The following is a 20,577-nucleotide window of genomic DNA, read 5'->3' as shown; positions in this document are numbered from 1 at the left end:
GGATGGAGTGGTGAAAGGCATCATCCTCGCCGGCGGCTCGGGCACGCGACTGCACCCCATCACGCTCGGGATCTCGAAACAGCTCGTTCCGGTCTACGACAAGCCGATGATCTACTACCCCCTGTCGACGCTGATGCTCGCGGGCATCCGCGACATCCTGATCATCACGACGCCGCACGACGCCGCACAGTTCCAGCGGCTCCTCGGCGACGGATCGCAGCTCGGGGTCTCGCTGCAGTACGCGGTACAGCCCGAGCCCAAGGGGCTCGCGCAGGCGTTCACGATCGGCGCGGACTTCATCGGCGACGACCGGGTGGCGCTCGTGCTCGGCGACAACATCTTCTACGGTCCCGGAATGGGCGCACAGCTGCGCCAGTACGCCGAGGTCGAGGGCGGGGCGATCTTCGCCTATTGGGTCGCCGATCCCACGGCCTACGGCGTCGTCGAGTTCGACGGCGACGGCCTCGCCCGCTCGCTCGAAGAGAAGCCGGCCCACCCCAAGAGCAACTACGCGGTGCCCGGCCTGTACTTCTACGACAACTCGGTCGTCGACATCGCGGCGGGCCTGAAGCCGTCGGCGCGCGGCGAGCTCGAGATCACCGATGTCAACGCCGCCTACCTGCGCGAAGGGCGACTGCGCGTGAGCGTGCTGCCGCGCGGCACCGCGTGGCTCGACACCGGCACGTTCGACGCGATGGCCGCCGCGAGCGACTACGTGCGCACCATCGAACAGCGGCAGGGACTCAAGATCGGCGCACCGGAAGAGGTCGCCTGGCGGCAGGGCTGGCTGTCGGATGACGCGTTCCGCGCCTGCGCCGAATCACTCACGAAATCGGGGTACGGCAGCTACCTGCTCGACGTGCTCGCGAGGGGGAAGGACGCATGACCCGCCTGCTGGTCACCGGCGGCGCCGGATTCATCGGTTCGAACTTCGTGCGATACGTCGTCGCGAACACCGACTTTGAGGTCGTCGTGCTCGACAAGCTCACGTATGCGGGCAACCTCGCGTCGCTCGAGGGGTTGCCCGACGGCCGGGTGCGGTTCGTGCGCGGCGACATCGCCGACGCCGCGCTCGTCGAGCAGCTGACGGCCGAGCTCGACCCCGGCACCGACGCGATCGTGCACTACGCCGCCGAGTCGCACAACGACAACTCGCTGAGCGATCCCCGGCCGTTCCTCGACACCAACGTCATCGGCACCTACACGCTCATCGAGGCGGCTCGTCGTCGCGGCATCCGCTTCCACCACATCTCGACCGACGAGGTCTACGGCGACCTCGAACTCGACGACCCGGCGCGCTTCACCGAGGCGACCGCGTACAACCCGTCGAGTCCGTATTCGTCGACGAAGGCCGCATCCGACATGCTCGTTCGCGCCTGGACCCGCAGCTTCGGGCTGCGCGCCACGCTCAGCAACTGCTCGAACAACTACGGGCCCTACCAGCACGTCGAGAAGTTCATTCCCCGCCAGATCACGAACGTGCTGCGCGGCGAGCGACCGAAGGTCTACGGCACGGGCGCCAACGTGCGCGACTGGATCCACGCCGACGACCACTCCGCCGCGGTGCTCGCGATCCTCGCCGGGGGCAGGATCGGCGAGACCTACCTCATCGGCGCCGACGGCGAGCGATCGAACCTCGACGTCGTCGGCGACATCCTGTCGGCCCTGGGTCGTGAGCGCGACGACTTCGACCTCGTGAGCGACCGGCCCGGGCACGACCTGCGGTACGCCATCGATTCGACCAAGCTGCGCGACGAGCTCGGCTGGCGCCCGCGCTACCAGGACTTCGCGTCGGGGCTGCAGGCGACCGTCGACTGGTACCGCGCGAATGAGGATTGGTGGGGGCCGCAGAAGCAGGCGACCGAAGCCAAGTACGCGGAGCTGGGGCGGTGAGCGGTGGCGACCGTCGGTCGAGTAGCGCCGGCGGAGCCGACGCGCATCGAGACCCCGCCGCGGCCGCTGCGCCGCGAGCGCTGGCGGTGCATCCGACCGTCATTCCCGGCCTGCTGATCGTCGACCTGCCCGTGCACCGCGACAACCGCGGATGGTTCAAGGAGAACTGGCAGCGCGCCAAGATGACCGCGCTCGGCCTGCCCGACTTCGGGCCGGTGCAGCAGAACATCTCGTTCAACGGCGACGTCGGCACGACGCGGGGCATCCACGCCGAGCCGTGGGACAAGTTCGTGTCGGTCGCCACCGGGCGCATCTTCGGCGCGTGGGTCGACCTGCGCGAGGGGCCCGCGTTCGGGTCATCCGTCACTCTTGAAATGGGTCCCGATCAGGCGGTATTCGTGCCCAGGGGAGTCGGCAACGCCTACCAGACGCTCGAGCACGACACCGCATACGCCTACCTCGTGAATGCGCACTGGCGGCCCGACGCCGAATACCAGTTCGTGAACCTCGCCGACGAGACGGTCGCGATCGAGTGGCCGATCGCGTTGGAGTCGGCCGAGCTTTCCGACAAGGACCGGGCGCACCCTCGGCTCGCTTCCGTTCGGCCGGTTTCGGCGGCCCGACCGGTCGTCATCGGCGGAAACGGCCAGTTGGGGCGCGCGTTGCGTCGGTTGATTCCGGATGCCACGTTCCTGACACGCGCAGAACTCGACGTGTCGGATGCCTCGGCGCTGGAGTCACTCGATCTCTCCGGTTGCTCGGCGATCATCAACGCCGCCGCGTACACGAACGTCGACGGGGCCGAGACGACCGCCGGCCGCGCGACGGCGTGGCAGGTCAATGCGACCGCGGTGGGCGCGCTGGCGGGGCTCGCTGCGCGGCTCGGCGTGCCCTTCGTGACGGTGTCGAGCGACTACGTCTTCGACGGCACGGTCGAGTCGCACGCCGAAGACGAGGCCTACAGCCCCCTCGGCGTGTACGGGCAGAGCAAGGCGGCGGGCGAGCTCGCGGCCCGGGCTGCTCCGCGCCACTACATCGTGCGCACGAGCTGGGTCGTGGGCGACGGGCCGAACTTCGTGCGCACCATGGCCTCGCTCGCCGCGAAGGGCGTCGACCCGCAGGTGATCTGCGACCAGCAGGGGCGCCTCACCTTCGCCGACGACCTGGCGCGGGGCATCCTGCACCTGCTCTCGTCCGAAGCGCCGTCCGGCGTCTACAATCTCTCGAGTTCGGGGCCCGTGATGTCGTGGTTCGACGTCGCACGCGCGGTGTTCGAGCTCACGGGACACGATCCCGAGCGTGTGGTCGCGACGACTGCCGAGGCGTACGCGTCCGGGCGTGGAGCGGTGACGACGGCCCCGCGGCCGAGGCACAGTGCGTTCGACCTCGGGCGCCTCGAGGCGACCGGGTTCGTGCCGCGCGATACCGTGGTCGCGCTCAGGGAGTATCTGGCAGGGTAAGGGCACGGTAGGCGTCCGTTCTCGACATGCGGCGACCGCTGGTCAGGGCGTCTTCGGGGGAGCCGTGCGGAACACGACGCTGTGGTACAGCCAGAAGCGCACGAGCACCACGATGACGATGCTGACCAGGTTGACGCCGTTCACGATGAATGGCCCGACCTCGCGACCGAGAAGGGCACTGGCGGCTTCGATGCCGGCCCACACGAGCAGTGCGCCCAGCGCGGTGCAGATCGCGTTCGCCAGCACGAAGAGCACGATCTCCTGTGTGCGGCCACGGCGGTCGCGGTGGCGGAACGTCCACTCGCGATTGCCGAAGTACGCGTTCACGAGGGCCACGAGCGACGCGACGACCTTCGCCGGCACCGGGTCCCACCCGAGCGCGAGGTACAGCAGGTTGAACACACCGATCTCGATGAGCGTGCTGATTGCACCCACGGTGAGGAACCGGGCCCCGAGCCCGGCAATTCGGCGCCATCGGGCTCGTTGCGACATCTCGACTACGCTACTACCCAGACTCGTGCAACCACTGCACGTCAGCTGCTTGGGAGACGGCGTGCGCCTGAATCACCTCGCCGTGGTCATGCCGGCATACAACGAAGCCGTCGGCATCCCCGGCTTCGTGCGAGAACTGCACGCGAACCTCGCTCCGCTCGCCGAGCGGCTCGACATCGTCGTGGTCGACGATCGATCGACGGATGCCACTGCCGGGGTGCTCACCGACCTCGCGGCCGAGCTGCCCGGCCTGCACGTGATCACCGCCGAGCAGAACCGCGGGCACGGTCCCACCGCGCTCTCCGCCTACCATGCCGGCCTCGAACTCGAGCCCGACCTGATCGTGCACGTCGACGGCGACGGCCAGTTCCACGGCGCCGACCTCGCACGACTCGTGACCGCCTCCGTCGACACCGGCGCCGACGTCGTGCACGGCGTCCGAACCGGTCGCACCGACCCCTGGTTCCGTCGCGTGCTCACGGCATCCGTCGGCGTGCTCGTCACGGTCGCCGCCGGGCGGCGCATCCCCGACGTGAACACCCCGTTGCGCGCCTACCGCCCGACCACCCTGCGCACCCTCGTGGCCGCGGTGCCCGAGGGCGCGCACGTGCCGCACGTGCACTTCTCGATCGCCGAAGCCCGCGGTGGTGCCTCGGTGCGCTACCTGCGCGTGGCGAGCCTGCCGCGCCGCGGCGGCGACGCCCAGGGCACGATGTGGAGCGAGGGCGACGCGGTGGTGCAGCCGCAACCGATGCTGCCGCCGAAGCGCCTGCGCGAGTTCGTGCGCGCGGCAGCGGTCGAGCTGTGGCATGTCTCACTGAAGCCGGGGAAGCGATCGTGACGGTCGAGGCGCCGCCCCGCGGCATCCGCTCGGTCGATCTGTCATTCCGGCCGATCGACCTGGTCTTCTGGATCGCCGTCATCGGCGTCGTCCTCGCGAATCTCGCGGTGCTCGGGCCGGCGCTCACGAGCGTGCGCCTCTGGGAGGACGAGGCCTTCAACCTCACCGTGCCGCTCAACCTGCTGCGTGGGCTCGGGTATTCGAGCGACGGCACGCTCTCGGGCAGCACGATCACGCCGTTCGACGTGCGCATCTCGACCGGGCCGGTCGTGATGCTGCCGATCGCAGGGCTCCTGGCGCTCGGCATCGAGCCGGTGCTCGCCGGCCGGCTCGTCGGACTGCTCGGCTGGATCCTGCTGCTCGGCAGCCTGTGGCTCATCGGCCGGCGTCTCGGCGGGCGATGGGCCGGGCTCGTGGCAGCAGCGGTTCCGCTCGCGTACGCGGCCGACCCGCTGCCGTCGCCGATCCAGACGCCCATCGACGTGCTCGGCGAGGTGACCGCCGCCGGGCTGCTCGCGGCGGCGCTCGTGGTGCTGCACCGGCGGCCGTGGCTCGCGGGACTGCTCGTCGGCCTCGCCATCCAGACCAAGTTCATCGCGCTGCTCGCCGTGCCCGCCTTCGCCCTCGCGGCGTTGCTCGACGCGCCCGGCTCGAGCATCTGGCAGCGCGTGCGCGCCACACTGCCGAGGGTGTTCGGCGCCGCCGGTCTCGCGGCCGCGCCCACGTTCGTCTACGAGGTCGTGAAGTTCCTCTCGCTCGGGCCCGAGGCGGGCATCGAGAACCTGCGCAATTTCGGATGGTTCCTGCTCGGCGGCGGGCAGTTCGGCTACAAGGTGCCGCCGATCGACAAGCTCAACGTGTTCATCGGGGCGTGGCACCTGCCCGCATGGGTCGTGCTCGGGCTCGTCGCGCTCGGCATCATGCTCGCCGTGCTCGGGGCGATCGCCGTCGTGCGACGGCCGAGGCTGCTCGCCGAGGCCGGAGCGTCGCGCGCCGGGCTGCGTGAGTTCGCCGTGGTCGCCGGTGTCGCCGTCCTGGGGCTCGTGACGTACCTCGTGTGGTGGCTGATGTCGTCGCACACCCCACCCTGGTTGCGGCATCCGGCGCCCGGGGTGCTGGCATTCCTGCCGGTCGCGATCGCGGCGGTCGTGGTGCTCGCCCGCGTGGCCCTGAATGCGAAGTCGTGGGAGCGCGCGCGGCCTGCGGGTGGGGTGATCCTGCGGGTCGTCACGGGAGTGCTCGCGGTCGCGGGCGTCGCGGTGATCTCCGTGTCGCTCGTCGGACGCATCGTGGGCCATTCCTACGGCATCTGGGAGACGCTCGACGACCAGCGCGCGGCGGCTGCCGACATCGCCGAGTTCGGCTACGACAGCCTCGCCAGCCCGTGGGGCGGCGGCGTCAGCGTGATCGTCATGTCGGGCGCCCACGCCGGGCTCACCGACGCCGGTCGCGCCGTCGCCGGCGACCCGCGCGTGTGGCCGGGTGAGCCGGCCGAGGCCTGCGAGTTGATGCTGCAGAGTGGCGACTATCGGCTCTGCGAGCCGCCCGTGCCGGCCGGCGGCTGACCTGACGCTCGCGCACGTCGCCCGGGCAGGAACCCCGAGCGGATGCCCCGCCGCACGCCTCTGGCTTCGCCGCGACATCCGCGGGATCATGGGAACCAGGGAGGCATCATGCGCGAGATCATCGTCGGTGTGAGCACCGCCGTGGACGCCGGCCTGCACGCGGTGCGGTGGGCGGCCCGACGAGCGTCGATGCGGGGCGCGAGGCTGCACATCGTGCACGTCATCGACCTCGCCGTCGAGACGACGCGCGACGCCGACCTGATGGCCGCTGCGAAGGCCGAGGCGCAGGGAGCCATCGACGCGGCGATCGCCATCGCCATCGAGGTCGACCCCGACCTCGAAGTCGTCACCACGTTCGAGCACGGTCCCGCGACCGAGGTGTTCGACGAACTGTCGCGCAATGCCGAACTGCTCGTCGTCGGCAGCGACTGGCACGGCGGCAAACGACCCAGTCGTCGCGGGGTGCATAGCCTGCGCATCGCCGCCGGAAGCCACGTGCCCGTCGCAGTGATCCCCGACATCGACGTCACCGGGCGACGCGGGGTCGTCGTCGGGGTCGACGGGTCCGCATCATCCGCCACCACGCTCGAGTTCGCGGCATCCGAGGCCGAACGCCTCGGCGAGCCGCTCATCGCCGTGCACGCGTGGGACCTCGGCGTGATCGTCGGCGCCGAGTACGGCTACGGCGTCTCCATGGTCGACGACGGCGACCTCAGCTCGGCCGCGCGTGAACTGCTTGAGACCGCGCTGCAACCCGTCGTGGCTGCACACCCGGAGCTCGAGATCGACCAGCGCGTGGTCGTCGGCGACCCGGTGGTCGCGCTGTCCGATGCGGCCGACGAGGCCTCGCTGCTCGTCGTCGGCAGCCATGGGCGGGGAGCGCTCGCGCGGTTCCTGCTCGGATCGGTCAGTCACGGCATCCTCGCGCATCTCGAGGGGCCCACCGTCGTCGTGCGCTGAGAGAGCGTCGGTCGAGTAGCGAAGGGTATCGAGACCATGCGGCGAGGGTCTCGATACGCGCCCTGCTGCGTCGGGCGCTACTCGACCGACCGGGCGTATGCGAGGCTGTGACACATGGTCGATCGCGCACCCGCAGCGACGCCTGCCGCGCGCGTCGACGGCGTCGATGCCGCCCGTGGCCTCGCGCTGATCGGCATGTTCATCGCGCACGTGTCGCCGGCCGTGGCATCCGCTGATCTCACGTCGCTCATCGAGCTGGCCGACGAACGCCCACGCCTGCTGTTCGCACTCACGGCGGGCATGGGCCTCGGGTTCATCACCGGCGCCACCCGGCCGCTCGTCGAAGGCCGCGGCCCGCTGCGCAAGCAGATCGCGATCCGCGCGGTCATCCTGATCATCCTCGGACTCGGCATCGCGATCACGCTGCACCCGCTCGTGTTCATCATCCTCGACGTCTACGGCGTCGCGTTCCTGCTGCTCCTGCCGCTGTTGTTCATTCCGCGGGGCGTGGCGCTCGGCGCCGGCATCGTGCTGCTCGCGGTCGCGCCCGCGCTCGCCGAGCTCGCGAAGCGGACCGCGTTCGTCGCCGAGTTGGACGCGTCGTCGCTCGGGCTCGTCGCCGACTGGTTCGTGAGCGGCGCGTATCCGGTGCTCGTGTGGGTCGCGGCGATGCTCATCGGCCTCGCGCTCGTGCGCTACGACCTCGACTCGCCTCGCGTGGTCGCCGTCGCGGCGCTCATCGGCGCCTATGCCGCCGCGACCCTGCTGCCGGTCGCGGCGCTCATGCCCGGCGGCAACGCCGCGCCCCCGGTCGACGCGCTCGGCGCCGACGCGCCCATGTCGGCGACCACCACCGAGGCCGTGCGGCTGTCGATCGAGGCCGTCGGCAACGTCGGCGTCGGCGTGGTCGTCGTCGCCGCCATGCTGTTGCTGCTGCAGTTCGCCGTGCCGCCCGTGCGGCGCGTGGCCGGACTGGTGCTCTCGCCGATCACCGCCATGGGCTCGATGCCGCTCAGCGTCTACACCCTGCACCTCCTCGTCATCGCCGCGGCGGTGCGCACCGAGAACGGCGTGCGCACCGACGATTCCTGGGAGCTCCTCATCGCCCTCATCGTCGGCTCGATGCTCTTCGCCTGGCTCTGGCGGCGCTACATCGGTCGCGGCCCGCTCGAGCAGCTGCTGCGGTGGGCGAGCGGGCGAAGCCGAGCGGATGTCCCGTCGCACGCGTAGGGCAGAATGGTCAGGGTTTGTGACGAAGGAGAAGCTGTGCGTATTTCGGTGATCGGTTGCGGGTACCTCGGTGCCGTGCACGCGTCGGCCATGGCCGAGCTCGGGCACGAGGTCGTCGGCATCGACGTCGACGCGGCGAAGATCGCCGAACTCGCGGCAGGGCGTCCGCCGTTCTTCGAGCCCGGACTGCCCGAGATCCTCGCCTCGGCGACCGCGACGGGCCGGCTGCGATTCAGCACCGACATCGCCGACGCGGCCGGCGCCGATGTGCACTTCATCGCCGTGGGCACGCCGCAGGCCGCCGGAACGCACGCGGCCGACCTGACCTACGTCGACGCTGCGGTCGAGTCGCTGCTGCCACACCTGGCCGAGGGCGCGCTCGTCGTCGGCAAGAGCACCGTTCCCGTCGGAACAGCTGCGCGCCTCGCCGCTCGCATCGCCGAGGCTGCCCCGCACGCGACGCTCGCGTGGAACCCCGAATTCCTGCGCGAGGGGTTCGCCGTGAAAGACACCCTCGAGCCCGACCGGCTCGTCTACGGCGTGGCCGACGACCACGCGACATCAGTGCTCGATCAGATCTATCGCGCCGCGATCGAGGCCGGCACGCCGCGCGTCGTCACCGACTACGCCACTGCCGAGCTCGTGAAGGTTGCGGCCAACGCATTCCTCGCCACCAAGATCAGCTTCATCAACGCCATGAGCGAGATCGCCGACGCCACGGGCGCCGACGTCACCGCGCTCGCCGATGCGATCGGGCACGACGCGCGCATCGGCCGGCGGTTCCTCAACGCGGGCGTCGGCTTCGGCGGCGGCTGCCTGCCGAAGGACATCCGTGCGTTCACCGCCCGCGCCGAAGAGCTCGGCCGCGCTGACTCGCTCGCGTTCCTGCGCGAGGTCGACGAGATCAACCTCAGGCAGCGGCAGCGGGTCGTCGACCTCGCCGTCGAGGCGCTCGACGGCAGTGTGCACCAGAAGCGCATCGCGGTGCTCGGGGTGACATTCAAGCCCGAGTCCGATGACGTGCGCGACTCACCGGCACTCGACGTGGCCGTGCAGCTCAAGGGCCTCGGTGCCGAGGTCATCGCCACCGACCCCGAGGGCATCGAGAACGCGCGGCGCCGGCACCCCCAGCTCGACTACACGACGTCGACCCGCGAGGCACTGCGCGGCGCCGACCTCGTCGTGCTCGTCACCGAGTGGCGCGAGTACCGCAACCTCGACCCCGTCGAGACAGGCCAGCTCGTCGCAGCGAAACACGTCATCGACGGTCGCAACGTGCTCGACGCCGCCGCGTGGCGTGCCGCCGGGTGGACCTATCGCGGCCTCGGACGCCCGTAGGCGCGCGCGGCCGTAGAGCGCAGGCTCCGGCGGCGCTCGGCGCCTCGCGAGGGCGCCTGGCGCCGGTCTGAGCCCCCGCGTGAGGCGCGACGTGAGCTGGGAACGACGAAGGCCCTCTTCGCCAGAAGAGGGCCTTCACAATGTCGGGGTGACAGGATTTGAACCTGCGACCTCGTCGTCCCGAACGACGCGCGCTACCAAGCTGCGCCACACCCCGGTGCCCTTGCGGGCCGGTGCCCTTGCGGGCCTCAACAAGGATAGCCGATAAATCGAGGCCGTCCGACCAGCCCGCTACTCGGTCGGAACCAGCGTGAGCAGTGTCGCCTCGGGCGGGCACGCGAAGCGCACCGGTGCGTAGATCGACGTGCCGAGGCCCGCCGACACGTTGAGGAACGCCGACCGCAGGCCGTGTCGCCACACGCTGAGGCCCTTCACCTGCGTGCGCGGGATGTCGCAGTTGGTGACGAGCGCGCCGACGCCGGGGAGGCACACCTGGCCGCCGTGCGTGTGCCCCGCGAACATGAGCTGCGCCCCATGGTTCACGAATGAGTTCAGCACGCGCTGGTAGGGCGCGTGCGCCACGCCGACCGTGACGGTCGGGCGACGCTTCGTGACGGATGGCTCGTCGGGCCAGGTCTCGTCGCCGAGCGGATCTTCGGCGCGCAGGTCGTCGATGGCCGCGGTGATCAGGTCGAGGCGGTCGTAGCCCTTGTGCGGGTCGTCGACGCCGAAGAACTCGAAGTGCGTGCCGCGCAGGTCGAGGCTCGCAGCGGTGTTGTCGAGATCCTGCCAGCCGAGGTCGCCGAAGAACGCGTGCAGCGCGTCGATGTCGAGGAGCTTGGACCTCGCGATGTGCTTCGACGGGCCGAAGAAGTACGTGAACGGGTTCTTCAACGCCGGACCGAAGTAGTCGTTCGAACCGTTGACGAACACGCCCGGCACGCCACGGAAGGCTTCGAACGCTCGCCGGATGCCCTCGATGCCGCGCTCATGGCCGAGGTTGTCGCCGGTGTCGACGATGAGGTCGGGCTCGAGGTCGGCGAGGCCGCGCACCCAGTCCTGTTTCTCGCGCTGCCACGGGGCCATATGCAGGTCGGTGAGGTGCAGCACCTTGATCGGCTTCGCGCCGGGCGGCAGCACCGGGACATCCGCCCGGCGAAGCGTGAATCGGGTGCGCTCGACGAGTGATCCGTACGCGAATGCGGCGGCGCCCGCCGCGCCGATCGCAAGTGCGATCCGCGCGACGGGCGTCAGACGGGTTGCCAATCGGGGCTCAACCGGCCTCGGGGGCGGCGCCGTCGCCGGGGCCGCCGTCGCCGTTGCCGCCGCCGTTACCGAGTCGGCCGATGGTGATGGTCACCTTGTCGCCGCGCTTGGCGTTCTCACCGGCGCCGGGCGACTGCGAGATCACCACGCCGACCTGGGCCGGATCGATCGTGTCCTCCTCGCGGCGATCGACGCGGAAGCCCGCCGCGGTGAGCGCGGCCTCGGCCTGGTCGGCCGGCTGACCGGTCACGTCGGGGACGCTGGCCCCGTTGCCGCGGCTGATCTTCAGCGAGATCACCGCACCCCTACTGGCGGTGCCCGACGGGTTCTGCGCACCGATGGTGCCCTGGGGTTGTGCGGAGTCGACGTCGCCGTCCATGGTCCAGCCGAAGCCGGCGTCCTCGAGCGCCTTCTGCGCAGCCTCGGGGGAGAGGCCGAGCACGTCGGGCACCGACACCTGCGGTGCGAAGAGGAGGTTCTGCGGCGGCTCGGGGAACGACTCGCCGGGGTACTTGCTGTTCGCGACGTCCATGACGCGCGGCCAGATGTTGTGGCGCAGCACCGCAGCCTCGCCGGCATCGAAGTACGTCTCGCGCAGGTTCACGTGGCCGGTGACGTTGTAGACGCCGACCACAGTGGCGACGCGCGTCGAGGCGCCGCTCATCCAGGTGGCCTCGGCGTTGTCGGTCGTACCGGTCTTGCCGATCATCGGGGTGCCCTGCGTGTCCATCTTGTAGAGCGACGACGAACCGGTGCCCGAGGTCATGACGCGCTGCATCGCGTGGTCCATGCCGGCCGCGACCTCGGCGGTCACGGCCTGCTTGCACTCCGACTTCGGAGCCTCGATCGGTTCGCCCTTGGCGTTCGTGATCTTGTCGATGGCGATCGGGGTGCACGAGACGCCCTTGCCGGCGATCGCCGCGAAGGCGGTGGCCATGGCGAGGGGGGCGACCTCTTCGGTGCCGAGCACGGCAGAGGGCTGGAAGGTCCACGAGGGCTCGCTCGCGGGCGTGCCGAGCTCGCCGCCGTCGGCGCGACCGTCGCTCATGAGCGCCGTCGCGGTCTTCTTGATGCCGCAGAGGTCGAGCTGCTTCGCCATGGCGACGAAGCCCGTGTTGTAGGAGTTCACCGTGTTCTGCAGCGCGCTCCAGTAACCGCCCTGCTCACCGAGGTCGTTGCGGGGGTCCCAGCCGTCGACGTTCACCGGGCCATTGCAGCTGTCGTTGAACGTGCCCCAGTTCGAGCGCTTGCGCGCGTCGACGCCCTCGTTGACCGAGTGGCCCTCGTTGAGCCATTCGCCGAGGGTGAAGACCTTGAACGTCGAACCGGGCTGGAAGCCGCTCGAGCCGCCGTAGTTGTGGCGCGCGTTGTAGTTGACGGCGCTGTAGTTGTTGCCAGTCTCGAGCACCGTCGGGTCGCTGCTGTAATCCTTGTTCTGCGCCATCGCGAGGATGCGGCCGGTGCCGACCTGGACCGAGACGACGGAGCCGCCGATGTCGACGCCCTCGGCCGACTTCGGCACGTTCTCGTTGAGCGCAGAAGTGGCCGCGTTCTGCAGGTCCATGTCGATGGTCGTGTAGATGTCGAGCCCGCCCTGCTTGAGCATCTTGGCGCCCTCGTCGACGTCTTCGGTCTCGGGCTTGTCGAACTTGTTCTTGATCTCCCACGTGACGTAGTCGCAGAAGAACGCGTACACGGGTGCCGCCTGGCAGCCGGTCGCGGGCTCGGTGATCACGGGCACCACGGGCGTCGCGACGGCGGCGTCGTGCTCTTCCTGCGTGATCTTCTTCTCTTTGAGCATTTCACCGATGATGTAGTCGCGGCGGTCCTTGTTGGCCGCATACGGCACGGTCTCGCCATCGACGACGGTCGCGGCGCCGTTCGTCTCGCTCTCGGGGTAGTCGAGGCGGAACTTCTCGGGGTTGTTCACGATCGCGATGAGGCTCGCCGCCTGCGGCAGCGTGATGTCCTTCGCGTTCGTCTTGAAGTAGTACTGCGCGGCGGTCTGCACGCCGTAGACGGTGCCGCCGAACGCGGCGATGTTCAGGTAGCCCTGGAGGATCTCGTCCTTCGAAGCCTGCTTCTCGAGGGTGATCGCGTAGCGCATCTCTTTGAGCTTGCGGTCGACCGTGGTCTCGGTGTGCTGCTCCCAGGCGGCGATGCGTTCTTCTTCGGTCTTCGCCTTCGCCATGTCGTTGTTCACGAGCACGTTCTTCACGTACTGCTGCGTGATCGACGAGCCACCCTGCGTGTCGCCCGCGACGACCGTATTGAGCGCGCCGCGCACGGTGCCGGCGATGTCGACGCCGCCGTGGTCGTAGAAACGCGGGTCTTCACCGGCGATCGCGGCATCTTTCAGGTACTGCGAGACGTACTCGAGCGGAACCTCTTCGCGGTTCTCGTCGTAGAACGACGCCATCGCCGAGGGGGTGCCGTCGGACTTGACGGCGTAGATGGTCGACTTCTGAGCGAGCTCGCCGGGCTCGAGGTAGCCGGGCAGGTTCTCGAACATCGTGATGCTGTTGTTCGCGGCCATGCCGGTGACGGCGAGTGCCGGGGTCACCGCTGCGGTGACGAGAACGCCGGCGAGAGCGCTCATGCCGACGAAGCCGAGGATACCCGCGCCGACATCGCTCTTCGTACGTTTTTGGGCAGACATATAGTGGAGCGTAACGGAGAAATCTGGCAAAAGCCGCTATGCGCCCAGTGCGCCGCGATGCCTTTCCAGACACGCCGTGAAGCACCGAATCTCTGCACGCCATCGTACGCGCCGACCGCACCGATCCACCGAACCGCACCGTCAAGGAGTCGCACATGCCGACCTGGGAGTACATCACCACTCCGCTGCTCATCCACAACACCGCCGCGATCCTCAACAACTGGGGTTCCGAGGGCTGGGAGCTCGTGCAGATCGTGCAGGGGCCCGAGGGCGGTCTCGTCGCGTACCTCAAGCGCCCGGTCGGCGGCGAGGCCTCGGCAGCGGCATCCGCCGGCGCCGCGGCCGCCGCACAGGCGGCCAAGCAGTTCGAGGGCGAGGGTCACGCCTGATGGCGGCGTTCGAGTCGCGGCTGGCCGAGCTCGGCATCGAGCTTCCCGAGGTCGCGCCGCCCGTCGCCGCGTACGTGCCCGCAGTGGTCACCGGCACCCACGTGTACACCTCGGGGCAGCTGCCATTCACGGCGGGCGCGCTGCCGGCGACCGGCAAGGTCGGCGACGGCCACGGACTCGTGCCGGCCGACGATGCCAAGGGCTACGCCCGCACGTGCGTGCTCAACGCGCTCGCGGCCGTGCGCGCCGAGATCGGCTCGCTCGACCGGGTCACTCGTGTCGTGAAGCTCGTGGGCTTCGTCGCCTCCGATCCGACGTTCACCGGCCAGCCGGGCGTGATCAACGGGGCTTCCGAGCTGCTCGGCGAGATCTTCGGCGACGCCGGCCGGCACGCACGCTCGGCCGTCGGCGTGGCCGTGCTGCCGCTCGACTCGCCCGTCGAGCTCGAACTGGTCGTCGAGTTCGCCTGACTCGTTCGGTACCAAGACGGATGCCCCGGCGGGAATGCTTCCGCCGGGGCATCCGTCATTCGCGGTCGAGGATCGCTACTTCACCTGCTCGCTGATGATCTGCATGATCGACGTGTCGGCGAGGGTGGTGGTGTCGCCGATCTGGCGGCCCTCGGCGAGGTCGCGCAGCAGGCGGCGCATGATCTTGCCCGACCGCGTCTTCGGCAGCTCGTTCACGATGAACACCTGGCGGGGGCGGGCGATCGCGCCGATCTGCGTCGCGACGTGCTTGCGCAGTTCTTCGGAGGCGGCCGCGGCGTCGGCTGCGGCATCCGACTGGCTCGCCTTCAGGATCACGAATGCGACGACCGCCTGCCCGGTGGTCTCGTCGGATGCCCCGACCACGGCGGCCTCGGCCGTCCACGGGTGCGCGACGAGCGACGACTCGATCTCGGCCGTCGAGAGCCGATGGCCCGACACGTTCATGACGTCGTCGACCCGGCCGAGCAGCCAGATGTCTCCGTCTTCGTCGTGCCGCGCGCCGTCGCCGGCGAAGTACTTGTCGCCGAACTTCTCCCAGTAGGTCTCCTTGAACCGCTCGGGGTCGCCCCAGATGCCGCGCAGCATCGACGGCCACGGTTCGCTGACGACGAGCAGGCCGCCGTTCTCGCCCTCGACGGGGGTGCCGTCGTCGCTGAGGATGTCGATCGAGACGCCGGGGATCGGCACCTGCGCCGACCCCGGCTTCAGGTCGGTGATGCCGGGCAGCGCGGAGATCATGATCGCGCCGGTCTCGGTCTGCCACCACGTGTCGACCACGGGGATCGAGCCGCCGCCGATGACGTGGCGGTACCAGATCCACGCTTCGGGGTTGATGGGCTCGCCGACCGAGCCGAGCAGACGCAGCGAGCGCAGGTTGAACTCGTGCGGGATCTGCCGGCCGAGCTTCATGAACGAGCGGATCGCGGTGGGCGCCGTGTAGAGGATCGAGACCTTGTACTTCTCGACGATCTCCCACCAGCGGCCCGGGTGGGGGGTGTCGGGCGTGCCCTCGTAGAGCACCTGGGTGGCGCCGTTCGCGAGCGGGCCGTACACGACGTACGAGTGCCCGGTGACCCAGCCGACGTCGGCCGTGCACCAGTACACGTCGGTCTCGGGGTGCAGGTCGAACACGTACTTGTGCGTGAACGCGGTCTGGGTGAGGTAGCCGCCGCTCGAGTGCACGACGCCCTTGGGCTTTCCGGTGGTGCCCGACGTGTACAGGATGAACAGCGGGTGCTCGGCGTTGAAGGCCGCCGCATCGTGCTCGGCCGACGCCGCACCGACGGTCTCGTGCCACCACTGGTCGCGGCCCGCCTCGAGCGCGATGTCGTTCTCGGTGCGCTTGACGACGAGCACGTTCTCGACGCTGCCCGCGGTCTTCGCGATCGCCTCGTCGACGGTGGGCTTGAGCGGGAACACCCGCCCCTTGCGGTAGCCGCCGTCGGCCGTGATGACGAGCTTCGCCTCGGCGTCGTCGATGCGAGACGCAAGGCTGTCGGAGCTGAAGCCGCCGAACACGACCGAGTGGATGGCGCCGATGCGTGCGACCGCGAGCATGGAGATGACGGCCTCGGGAATCATCGGCAGGTAGATGGCGACGCGGTCGCCCTCGCCCACCCCGAGGCCCTCGAGCACGTTCGCCGCTCGCTTGACCTCGTCGGTGAGCTCGGCGTAGGTGATGTCGCGGCTGTCGCCCGGCTCGCCCTCGAAGTGGATGGCGACGCGGTCGCCGAGGCCGGCCGCGACGTGACGGTCGAGGCAGTTGACGGCGACGTTGAGCTCGCCGTCGTCGAACCACTTCGCGAACGGCGGGTTCGACCAGTCCAGCGTGCGGGTGAAGGGCTTGTGCCAGGTGAGCAGTTCACGGGCCTGGTCGGCCCAGAAGGCGAGGCGATCGGCCTTGGCGGCCTCGTAGAGGGCCGGGTCGGCGACGGACTGGGCGGCGAACTCGGGGCTCGGGCGGAAACGCCGGATCTCCTCGAGCGCGTGATCGATCTGAACGGTCATGGTTCTGCGGTCGCTCCTTCGCGATTGGTTCCACGGATGGGTCGCCTGCCCCACCAGCAGAGTACCGCCAGCCCGCGGTGGCGCTGCACACGCGTCGAAACACGACCGTAATCTGCTCTTCCGTGCAGGGCCCGCAAGGGGTTACTGTGCCCTTGCGCAGAGAAATCTGCTTGTCCGCACAAATGAGGACGAATAATGCTTGCGCATTGTTCTGCAAGCCGTATGCTGGGTTGCGCCCGGACACTCGTTTCGAGGCCTGCAGCACTCGTGATTCCCCCCAATCCCTGTGCTGCCGAGGCGGCACCTGTTCCCCCCAATGGGTGCCGCCCCCTTTCGTTAACAGCGCGGTAGGCGCAGCGGGTCGAGTCCTCCTCCACAACGGCGTGGCGGAGGCTCTTTCCATATGTCCACCCGATCGGATGTCCCGCGGTCGAGCTGATTTCCTACGCTCGCGGCATGAGCATCCCCTTCGTGGCAAGCCCGTCATGGGGCACGCGACGGTCTGAATCGGCCGTCGCTCCGGATGACGGCGAACCGGCGGTCGAGCCGTCCACCGCGATACCGGTCGATCTCTCGGTGCTCGGACCGCTCGAACCGTTTGCGGCCTCGGGTCCCGTCACCGATCTGTTCGTCAACGGCGAGCACGGCCTCTGGGTCGATCGCGGCGCCGGCGCCCGCCACGAGCCCGGCTGGTTCGCCGACGAAGCCGAGGTGCGAGCGCTCGCGGTGCGGCTCATCGCGCGAGGGGGCCGTCATGTCGACGAGGCGACCCCCGCTGTCGACGTCCGCCTGGACAGGGGCATCCGCGTTCACGTGGTGCTGCCGCCGGTGTCGGCGACCGGAACGCTCATCTCGGTGCGCATTCCGCGCACGGCGGGATTCTCGCTCGCTGCGCTCGCGCGCGCCGGAATGCTCGAGGAGGCGCAGCGGGCCCGGCTCGGCACCGCGGTCGCCGCTCGCGAGAACATGCTCGTCACGGGCGCCGGCGGCACGGGCAAGACCACCCTGCTCGCGGCGCTGCTCGGCGAGGCGCCCGAGCGCGAGCGCATCGTCGTCATCGAAGACGTCTCCGAGCTGCAGATCGCGCATCCGCATGTCGTCGCCCTCGAGGCCAGGCAGGCGAACCTCGAGGGCACCGGGCGGGTCGGGCTCGATGCGTTGCTGCGCGAGGCTCTGCGCATGCGTCCCGACCGGCTTGTCGTGGGCGAGTGCCGCGGAGCCGAGCTGCGCGAACTGCTCGCCGCACTGAACACCGGTCACGACGGCGGCGCCGGCACCCTGCACGCGAACTCGCTGGCGGATGTCCCGGCCAGGCTCGAGGCGCTCGGAGCGACGGCCGGGCTCTCGCCCGACGCGGTCGCCCGTCAGACGGTGAGCGCGTTCGACCTGGTGCTGCACCTCGAGCGGGTCGCGGGCACCCGACGGCTCGCGCAGCTCGGCCGGTTCGAGCAGCACGGCGACCGACTCGGCATCGAGGCACTGTGAACGGGCGACAGGCGGGCGGAGGAGCGGCCGCATTCATCGAACGGCTTCGCTCGTGGCGGCGCCGGCCCGACGCGGCTGCCGAGGTCGACGCGATCGCGAGCGTCACCGAGCGGGTGGCCGTGCTGCTCGCTGCGGGTGTCCCCGCCTCGAACGTATGGCGGCACCTGCAATCGGTCGGCCGGGGCGGCGGCGCGGCCGAAGCTGATTCCGCTGACGCGGCACCATCGGCCGATGCGGCCGTGCTGGCTGCCGCGGCGCACGCGGCCGGGGCCGGCGAACCGGTCGGCGCCGTCATCGTCGCCACGAGCCGCGAAACCGCCGGCGCCTCATCGGCCTGGCCGGTGCTCGCCGCAGCATGGACCGTCGCGGCCGAGTCGGGCGCCCCGCTCGCCGCGAGCCTCAGGGACCTCGCCACCGTGCTGCGTGACGAAGCGCAGCTGCGCCGTGAGGTCGGGGCCGCGCTCGCGGGGCCCGCTGCGAGTGCTCGACTCGTCATGGCGCTCCCCGCGATCGCCGTGCTCTTCGGCGCCGCCCTCGGCTTCGACACCTTCGGAGTGCTGTTCGGCAATCCGCTGGGGCTGGCGTGCCTCGTGGTGGGTGCCCTGTTCCTCTGGGGCGGGCAGCGCTGGAACGGCCGGCTCGCCCGCGCGGCGTCGCAGTCGAGGGCCGATGCCGGACTCCAGCTCGAGCTGCTCGCGATCGCGATGTCGAGCGGCACCTCGATCGAGCGGGCGCGCGACCTCGCACGTCGCGTCATGCGCGAGTACCTGCCCCACGTCGGTGACGGCGGTGAGGTCGAGGCGGTGATCGAACTCTCGGCGCGGGCCGGCGCCCCCGTCGCCGAGCTGCTGAAGGCCGAGGCGTTCCGCGTGCGTCGCGCCGCCCGCGCCGAGGGCGCCGCCCGCGCCGCGGCGCTCGGCGTGCGGCTCATGCTTCCGCTCGGCGTCTGCGTGCTGCCGGCGTTCGTGCTGCTCGGCGTCGCGCCCCTCATGATCTCCGTCATCTCGGGAACTCTCGGTGGTGCCGTGTGACGAATCCGAACTCGTGCCATCCTCCTGCCGGTTCGCCGGCACCACACGAAAGCAGGTCACCATGCACCACACCCCCATCGCCCCGCGCAGCGCCGGCACCGGCCGACTCACCTCAGCGGTGCGCGCGGTCTCACGCCGGCTCGCCGGCGAACGCGGCGCGGCGACGGCCGAGTACGCCGTCGCGACCATGGCCGCCGTCGGCTTCGCCGGACTCCTCGTCATCATCCTGCGCGGCGACGAGGTGCGCGAGATCCTCACCGAGCTCGTCCGGAATGCGCTCACGGTCGGCTGACGGCGATCAGGGCAGCGTGACCGCGGAGTTCGCGGTCGCGCTGCCCGCGATCGCCCTCGTGCTCGCGGCCTGCCTGGGGTCGGTGCAGCTCGCCGCCCAGCAGGTGCGGCTGACGGATGCCGCTGCCGACGCCGCGCGCGCCCTCGGCCGGGGCGAGTCGGCGGCCGAGGCGGCGGCGATCGCCGATCGAGTGGCGGGTGGTGCGACGCTTCGGGTCGCGGTCGATGAGCCGTTCGTCTGCGTACGCTCTCGGCATCGGGAGCGGGTGTGCTCGCGGCGGTTCAGCTGCGGGCGGAGTCGTGCGCCGTCACCGGGGGCCGCTGATGCGCAGCGAAGCCGGGACGGGCCGGCCGGCGGTGCGAGCCGGCACCTCGGCGCGGCGGCGCCGAGCCATCGGCGACGAGTCGGGCGCCGCGACGGTCGTGGCCATCGGGCTCGTGGGCGCGATCGTGGCCCTTGCGGCAGTGCTCGCACCCACGCTCGGCGTGTTCGTCGCGACGCAGCGGGTTGCGAACGCCGCAGACGCCGCCGCGCTCGCCGCGGCGGATGCAACCTCGGGTGCCGTACCGGGTGTTCCGTGCGACCTCGCCGCGAGCGTCGCAGCCCGCAACGGTGCGACCCTCACGGGGTGCGACATCGACGGCCCGGCGGCATCCGTCACCGCGCGATCGACGATGTTCGGCTTCGCCGTCGTCGCTCGCGCTCGAGCAGGCCCGCCCAGGTGGGAGGAGTGAGACGGTCGCCGTTCAGTCGAAGACGGTCTCGATGAATCGGTAGGAGACCGCCGAGGGACGGTCGTCGCCGGGCGAGTCGAACTCGAGGCCCGCGGCACGTGCATAGATGTAGCGCTTGCCGGCGTCGGCGTTCAACTCGAGCCGCGGACGAGGGTCGCCCGAGTCGAGGAATGCCGTCGCGACGGTCTTTCCCTCGAGCGGTCCGTCGATCAGCTTGGCCGTGTACGAGGCAGTCGATGACGTTTCCATAGGGCCAATCTTCCTCCGCCGTGTGCGAAGTGCAAGTGGATCATGGGCGACAGACGACGAACCTCATCTCGGGTTCGACGTGGGGTCTTCCCCGCAATGGTGTGTATCGTGTGCCTGTCGGCCGAGTGCACCGCCGACCATGGCACACCGCTGGGGGCGCGGCTAAAATGTGCGTTCTCATCTCATGGAGTACTA

19 protein-coding genes, 1 tRNA gene and 1 pseudogene are annotated in these 20,577 nt (G+C 70.1%); 15 read left to right on the top strand and 6 right to left on the bottom strand.

Annotated elements, in window-relative coordinates; all coding sequences use genetic code 11:
• Window positions 1-10: 10 nt before the first annotated feature.
• The 3 genes from rfbA to LQ757_RS18215 all read left to right on the top strand — a co-directional run bounded on the left by rfbA (window position 11) and on the right by LQ757_RS18215 (window position 3,353).
• Window positions 11-886 (top strand): glucose-1-phosphate thymidylyltransferase RfbA, encoded by an 876-nt coding sequence (rfbA, locus tag LQ757_RS18225; RefSeq protein ID WP_231048687.1) that lies wholly within the window; start codon window positions 11-13, stop codon window positions 884-886.
• Window positions 883-1,893 carry a dTDP-glucose 4,6-dehydratase gene (gene rfbB / locus LQ757_RS18220; protein ID WP_231048686.1) on the top strand — a complete coding sequence of 337 codons (1,011 nt, stop codon included), beginning with the start codon at window positions 883-885 and terminating at the stop codon, window positions 1,891-1,893. The genes rfbA and rfbB overlap by 4 nt, the downstream gene beginning before the upstream one ends.
• Window positions 1,894-1,973: 80 nt before the next feature.
• Window positions 1,974-3,353 carry a sugar nucleotide-binding protein gene (locus LQ757_RS18215; protein WP_231048719.1) on the top strand — a complete coding sequence of 460 codons (1,380 nt, stop codon included), beginning with the start codon at window positions 1,974-1,976 and terminating at the stop codon, window positions 3,351-3,353.
• A 42-nt stretch (window positions 3,354-3,395) separates the two neighbouring features.
• On the opposite strand, the gene LQ757_RS18210 is transcribed toward LQ757_RS18215, so the two are convergent.
• Entirely contained in the window at window positions 3,396-3,845 is a 450-nt protein-coding gene (locus tag LQ757_RS18210; protein ID WP_231048685.1) for a GtrA family protein, read from the bottom strand.
• Window positions 3,846-3,906: 61 nt separating this feature from the next.
• On the opposite strand from LQ757_RS18210, the gene LQ757_RS18205 reads away from it, so the two are divergent.
• The 5 genes from LQ757_RS18205 to LQ757_RS18185 all read left to right on the top strand — a co-directional run bounded on the left by LQ757_RS18205 (window position 3,907) and on the right by LQ757_RS18185 (window position 9,779).
• Window positions 3,907-4,686: a glycosyltransferase family 2 protein gene (locus LQ757_RS18205; protein WP_231048684.1), complete on the top strand. Its 780-nt coding sequence runs from the start codon at window positions 3,907-3,909 to the stop codon at window positions 4,684-4,686.
• Entirely contained in the window at window positions 4,683-6,251 is a 1,569-nt protein-coding gene (locus LQ757_RS18200; protein WP_231048683.1) for a hypothetical protein, read from the top strand. Before LQ757_RS18205 ends, LQ757_RS18200 begins: the two co-directional genes overlap by 4 nt.
• A 108-nt stretch (window positions 6,252-6,359) precedes the next feature.
• On the top strand, window positions 6,360-7,211 hold the full coding sequence (locus tag LQ757_RS18195) for a universal stress protein (protein WP_231048682.1): 852 nt from the start codon (window positions 6,360-6,362) through the stop codon (window positions 7,209-7,211).
• 114 nt (window positions 7,212-7,325) lie between these two features.
• On the top strand, window positions 7,326-8,441 hold the full coding sequence (locus LQ757_RS18190) for a heparan-alpha-glucosaminide N-acetyltransferase domain-containing protein (RefSeq protein ID WP_231048681.1): 1,116 nt from the start codon (window positions 7,326-7,328) through the stop codon (window positions 8,439-8,441).
• Window positions 8,442-8,477: 36 nt separating this feature from the next.
• Window positions 8,478-9,779 carry a UDP-glucose dehydrogenase family protein gene (locus LQ757_RS18185; protein WP_231048680.1) on the top strand — a complete coding sequence of 434 codons (1,302 nt, stop codon included), beginning with the start codon at window positions 8,478-8,480 and terminating at the stop codon, window positions 9,777-9,779.
• A gap of 143 nt (window positions 9,780-9,922) precedes the next feature.
• On the opposite strand, the gene LQ757_RS18180 is transcribed toward LQ757_RS18185, so the two are convergent.
• The 3 genes from LQ757_RS18180 to LQ757_RS18170 all read right to left on the bottom strand — a co-directional run bounded on the left by LQ757_RS18180 (window position 9,923) and on the right by LQ757_RS18170 (window position 13,704).
• Window positions 9,923-9,996 (bottom strand) — tRNA-Pro (locus tag LQ757_RS18180).
• A 74-nt stretch (window positions 9,997-10,070) separates the two neighbouring features.
• Window positions 10,071-11,045, bottom strand: a complete 975-nt coding sequence (locus LQ757_RS18175; protein ID WP_231048679.1) for a metallophosphoesterase — start codon at window positions 11,043-11,045, stop codon at window positions 10,071-10,073.
• Window positions 11,046-11,052: 7 nt separating this feature from the next.
• Window positions 11,053-13,704, bottom strand: a complete 2,652-nt coding sequence (locus LQ757_RS18170; protein WP_231048678.1) for a transglycosylase domain-containing protein — start codon at window positions 13,702-13,704, stop codon at window positions 11,053-11,055.
• Between the two features lie 155 nt (window positions 13,705-13,859).
• Between LQ757_RS18170 and sp36 the strand changes: the two genes are divergently transcribed.
• Window positions 13,860-14,093 carry a Sp36 family protein gene (gene sp36, locus LQ757_RS18165; RefSeq protein WP_231048677.1) on the top strand — a complete coding sequence of 78 codons (234 nt, stop codon included), beginning with the start codon at window positions 13,860-13,862 and terminating at the stop codon, window positions 14,091-14,093.
• On the top strand, window positions 14,093-14,563 hold the full coding sequence (locus LQ757_RS18160) for a RidA family protein (RefSeq protein ID WP_231048676.1): 471 nt from the start codon (window positions 14,093-14,095) through the stop codon (window positions 14,561-14,563). The genes sp36 and LQ757_RS18160 overlap by 1 nt, the downstream gene beginning before the upstream one ends.
• Window positions 14,564-14,638: 75 nt before the next feature.
• Here the strand turns inward: LQ757_RS18160 and acs are convergent, their stop codons facing one another.
• Window positions 14,639-16,591, bottom strand: coding sequence for an acetate--CoA ligase (acs, locus tag LQ757_RS18155; protein ID WP_231048675.1), 1,953 nt, complete (start codon window positions 16,589-16,591; stop codon window positions 14,639-14,641).
• Window positions 16,592-17,047: 456 nt separating this feature from the next.
• Here acs and LQ757_RS18150 point away from each other — a divergent pair, with 456 nt between their 5' ends.
• From LQ757_RS18150 to LQ757_RS18130, 5 genes and pseudogenes are all read left to right on the top strand, one after another.
• Window positions 17,048-18,076 (top strand): TadA family conjugal transfer-associated ATPase, encoded by a 1,029-nt coding sequence (locus tag LQ757_RS18150; RefSeq protein WP_231048674.1) that lies wholly within the window; start codon window positions 17,048-17,050, stop codon window positions 18,074-18,076.
• A complete protein-coding gene (locus tag LQ757_RS18145; RefSeq protein ID WP_231048673.1) occupies window positions 18,073-19,107 on the top strand; it encodes a type II secretion system F family protein in 1,035 nt (344 codons plus the stop codon). The genes LQ757_RS18150 and LQ757_RS18145 overlap by 4 nt, the downstream gene beginning before the upstream one ends.
• 61 nt (window positions 19,108-19,168) lie before the next feature.
• The gene (locus LQ757_RS18140) at window positions 19,169-19,399 is read left to right on the top strand and encodes a DUF4244 domain-containing protein (protein ID WP_231048672.1); all 231 of its coding nucleotides are present in this window, start codon (window positions 19,169-19,171) and stop codon (window positions 19,397-19,399) included.
• Window positions 19,380-19,592 (top strand): annotated as a pseudogene (locus LQ757_RS19315) (TadE family type IV pilus minor pilin); the annotation flags it as partial. The gene LQ757_RS18140 and the pseudogene LQ757_RS19315, both read left to right, overlap by 20 nt.
• Window positions 19,593-19,722: 130 nt before the next feature.
• Window positions 19,723-20,133, top strand: a complete 411-nt coding sequence (locus LQ757_RS18130; RefSeq protein WP_231048670.1) for an Rv3654c family TadE-like protein — start codon at window positions 19,723-19,725, stop codon at window positions 20,131-20,133.
• A gap of 12 nt (window positions 20,134-20,145) precedes the next feature.
• Here the strand turns inward: LQ757_RS18130 and LQ757_RS18125 are convergent, their stop codons facing one another.
• On the bottom strand, window positions 20,146-20,382 hold the full coding sequence (locus LQ757_RS18125) for a hypothetical protein (protein ID WP_231048669.1): 237 nt from the start codon (window positions 20,380-20,382) through the stop codon (window positions 20,146-20,148).
• Window positions 20,383-20,577: the final 195 nt, after the last annotated feature.

Origin of the sequence: Agromyces cavernae (assembly GCF_021044935.1) — a bacterium.
Classification (GTDB): Bacteria; Actinomycetota; Actinomycetes; order Actinomycetales; family Microbacteriaceae; genus Agromyces; species Agromyces cavernae.
Note: the sequence above shows the minus strand (reverse complement) of the source record. Positions and strands in the feature narration are given on the sequence as shown.

What these genes read in the sequence shown, in the direction of transcription:
- rfbB (WP_231048686.1), top strand. Translation starts at nt 883, where the DNA reads ATGACCCGCCTGCTGGTCACCGGCGGCGCCGGATTCATCGGTTCGAAC.
- LQ757_RS18210 (WP_231048685.1), bottom strand. Translation starts at nt 3,845, where the DNA reads ATGTCGCAACGAGCCCGATGGCGCCGAATTGCCGGGCTCGGGGCCCGG.
- LQ757_RS18195 (WP_231048682.1), top strand. Translation starts at nt 6,360, where the DNA reads ATGCGCGAGATCATCGTCGGTGTGAGCACCGCCGTGGACGCCGGCCTG.
- LQ757_RS18190 (WP_231048681.1), top strand. Translation starts at nt 7,326, where the DNA reads ATGGTCGATCGCGCACCCGCAGCGACGCCTGCCGCGCGCGTCGACGGC.
- LQ757_RS18170 (WP_231048678.1), bottom strand. Translation starts at nt 13,704, where the DNA reads ATGTCTGCCCAAAAACGTACGAAGAGCGATGTCGGCGCGGGTATCCTC.
- sp36 (WP_231048677.1), top strand. Translation starts at nt 13,860, where the DNA reads ATGCCGACCTGGGAGTACATCACCACTCCGCTGCTCATCCACAACACC.
- LQ757_RS18160 (WP_231048676.1), top strand. Translation starts at nt 14,093, where the DNA reads ATGGCGGCGTTCGAGTCGCGGCTGGCCGAGCTCGGCATCGAGCTTCCC.
- acs (WP_231048675.1), bottom strand. Translation starts at nt 16,591, where the DNA reads ATGACCGTTCAGATCGATCACGCGCTCGAGGAGATCCGGCGTTTCCGC.
- LQ757_RS18150 (WP_231048674.1), top strand. Translation starts at nt 17,048, where the DNA reads ATGAGCATCCCCTTCGTGGCAAGCCCGTCATGGGGCACGCGACGGTCT.
- LQ757_RS18140 (WP_231048672.1), top strand. Translation starts at nt 19,169, where the DNA reads ATGCACCACACCCCCATCGCCCCGCGCAGCGCCGGCACCGGCCGACTC.
- LQ757_RS18130 (WP_231048670.1), top strand. Translation starts at nt 19,723, where the DNA reads ATGCGCAGCGAAGCCGGGACGGGCCGGCCGGCGGTGCGAGCCGGCACC.
- LQ757_RS18125 (WP_231048669.1), bottom strand. Translation starts at nt 20,382, where the DNA reads ATGGAAACGTCATCGACTGCCTCGTACACGGCCAAGCTGATCGACGGA.